Source organism: Patescibacteria group bacterium (assembly GCA_028711655.1).
In the GTDB taxonomy this organism is placed as follows: Bacteria; Patescibacteriota; Patescibacteriia; order Patescibacteriales; family JAQTRU01; genus JAQTRU01.
Genome location: JAQTRU010000068.1, coordinates 1 through 2,760, shown reverse-complemented (window position 1 = coordinate 2,760; position 2,760 = coordinate 1). Strand labels below are relative to the sequence as shown.

At 34.0% G+C, this 2,760-nt stretch carries 4 protein-coding genes; all 4 read left to right on the top strand.

Annotated features, from left to right (window positions below; translation table 11 throughout):
• Positions 1 to 362, top strand: a 362-nt coding sequence (locus PHQ42_05430) for a glycosyltransferase family 2 protein (protein MDD5072139.1), incomplete at its 5' end; no start/stop codon positions are given.
• 5 nt (positions 363 to 367) lie between these two features.
• Positions 368 to 1,240 (top strand): polysaccharide deacetylase family protein, encoded by an 873-nt coding sequence (locus tag PHQ42_05425; protein MDD5072138.1) that lies wholly within the window; start codon positions 368 to 370, stop codon positions 1,238 to 1,240.
• Entirely contained in the window at positions 1,227 to 2,240 is a 1,014-nt protein-coding gene (locus PHQ42_05420) for a FemAB family PEP-CTERM system-associated protein (protein MDD5072137.1), read from the top strand. Before PHQ42_05425 ends, PHQ42_05420 begins: the two co-directional genes overlap by 14 nt.
• A gap of 106 nt (positions 2,241 to 2,346) precedes the next feature.
• Positions 2,347 to 2,760: aminotransferase class V-fold PLP-dependent enzyme (locus PHQ42_05415; GenBank protein MDD5072136.1), on the top strand; the 414-nt coding region annotated here is incomplete at its 3' end.

Here is a 2,760-nt window from a genome sequence, read left to right as displayed (position 1 = left end):
ATCCAAACGGCTTTTCTCTCTCAACGACTGCAAACATGGCTTTTTTGAAAACGGGGTATAATGGCAAGTACATTCCCATCAAGGTCAATAAGAGGGTTGGAAAAAGCATGGTTTCTCCTCGCGATGCCCTAAAAACTTTTATTTTAATTACCAGAATAATAACTCTTTTTGCGCCTATGAGATTTTTTGTTCCCATAAGCATGATATTGGCGTTAGTAACGGTCCTGTCCGTTACGAATGATATAATGCTTTCCAACATTTCCGATACCTCCGTTATTCTTTTTATTTCCACTATTTTTATTTTTTCTTTTGGGGTTGTTTTGGATCAAATAGCCGCCATCAGGAGAGAGTTAAACAAATAGATATCATGGAACAGAAAAAAAACAATCACCGCTTTGGCGGGACAAGTAAAATAATTTTAAGTTTTGATTTTGAATATTGGCACGATTCGTATTTTTTAAGAAAATATTTAAATAAATCGGTCCCGGCTGGCTGGCCAGACTTAATAGAAGAATCTTTATTGCCCGTTTTGAGTTTGCTTAAAGCCAAAGGCATTTCCGCCACTTTTTTTATAACCGGCAAAGTAGCCGAGAGATATCCGGAAATTATAAAGAAGATCGCCCTGGACCACGAGGTGGCTGCGCATAGCTACAAACATGAGGTTTTATATAACAAGGGATTTGAGGAATATTTCAAGGATATTAAAAGAAACAAGGATATTTTAGAAGAAATTATAGGCGAAGAGATCATAGGTTTTAGGGCGCCTTGCTTTTCTTTAAATAAAAAAACAGCATATTTGGTTAAAATTTTAGAGGAATTGGGGTTTAAATACGATAGCAGCTTGGTCCCGGTTAAGACAGGTCTTTACGGCGTAGACAAATCCGGCCGCTTGCCATTTAAGTTATATAGAGATAATTTTTTTAATGATTCAAGGGGAAAAATAACAGAATTTCCTTTAAATACTTTTCTCGGGGTGCCAATATCCGGAGGTTTTTATTTTCGTTTTATACCTTATTTTATTTATAAACGACTGGTAAGGCTTGAATTGGCAAAAAGAAATTATTTTGTTTTTTATGGGCATCCCCACGAATTTTTTGATTTTATACCAAAAATTAAGGCGCCGCGCTGGAAATTAAAATTAAAATATTGGGGCGTTAAAAATTCTTTTAAAAAACTAGAAAAATTTATTAATGATTTTGAATTTACTAACTTTCGAGATTATTTGCATGATAAAAGTTGAACTATTACAAAAAAAAGACGAAAAATCTTGGGACGAATTTGCTTCCAAAGCAAAAAATTCTTCTTTTTGTCATAAATTGGCCTGGCGCAAGGTTGTTAGAGAAGCGTATAATCATCAAGATCTGTATTTGGTGGCTAAAGAAGAAAATATTAAAGGAATTCTGCCCTGTTTTATTATTGCCCATCCTTTGTTTGGTAAAAGAATTATCTCCTTGCCGTTTTGTGGTCAGGGCGGAGTGGTCGGGGAAAATAAGATTGTCCAGGAGTTGTTTGTAAATTATTTAAAGAATTATGTCAAAGAAAAAAAATATGATTTTTTTGAATTGAGGATGCTCGTCCCCATTTCCGGTTTATCGGCCGATTTGTCGCAATTTACCTTTATTTTACCATTGAATAAGTCGGCAGACATATTGTGGAATAATTTAAACAGGAAAACCCGCAATCAAGTTAGAAAATCAAATAGATTCAACTTGCGAGTAGAAATAGGAAATAATTATTTACGGAATTTTTACCAGCTTTATCAAAAATCCATGAAAAGGCTAGGCACTCCCGTCCACAGCAAAGCTTTTATGGAAAAAGTTATTAAAGAATTTCCTGGGCAAGCCGAAATTATTATGGCAAAATTTAGTGATGAATTCGTAGCTGGACTTTTTATTTTATATTATGAAGACACGGCTTTTAATTTATGGGGGGCTTCGGATTCAAAATATGCCTCAATGAATATAAATGATTTTTTATATTGGGAAACTATTAAGCGCTGCGCCGGAAATGATTATAGTTATTTTGATTTTGGCCGATCGCAAGCAAAGTCAGGCACATTTCACTTTAAACAACAATGGGGGGCAAATCCAAAACAACTTTATTATTATAGATATTCTTCTAATAATAAAGCCATCACGTCTGATAAAGATAAATATTATTTTGCGGCTAAAATTTGGAGAAGATTGCCATTAAGTTTTGTTAATCTGGTAGGCCCCGGGTTAAGGAAATATATTCCCTGATGGAATTTTCCCATAGATTAGTTAATTAACATAACTCGCAGTATAAATGTTTTTAAAATTACCTTTTTATAACACAAAATTTATCCAAAAAGATTTTTTCAAATTTTTGTTCATAAAAAATCCACAAAAAATTTTAACCGCAGAATTAAAAAAGTATTTAAGATTGGAAAATATTTTGCTTTTAAAATCCGCTAGGCAGGGGATAATGGCGGTTATCAAAAATTTAAACTTGGCTGAAGGAGATGAAGTGATAATAAGCTCTTTTATATGCCCCGTTGTTCCCGAAGCGATTATTGAAGCGGGGGCAAAGCCCGTTTTCTGCGATATTGGGAAAGAGGGATTTAATATGGACGCGGATAATGTCGAAAAGCTTATTACAAACAAGACTAGAGTGATAATTCTTTCGTATGTTTTTGGCACGATAGCTCCAATTAATAAGTTTGTTGAAATATGCAGGAAGAATAATTTGGTGCTAATTGAAGATTGTGCGCAATGTTTTGGCGCAAAATATAAAGAAAGA

What these genes read in the sequence shown, in the direction of transcription:
- PHQ42_05425 (MDD5072138.1), top strand. Translation starts at nt 368, where the DNA reads ATGGAACAGAAAAAAAACAATCACCGCTTTGGCGGGACAAGTAAAATA.
- PHQ42_05420 (MDD5072137.1), top strand. Translation starts at nt 1,227, where the DNA reads ATGATAAAAGTTGAACTATTACAAAAAAAAGACGAAAAATCTTGGGAC.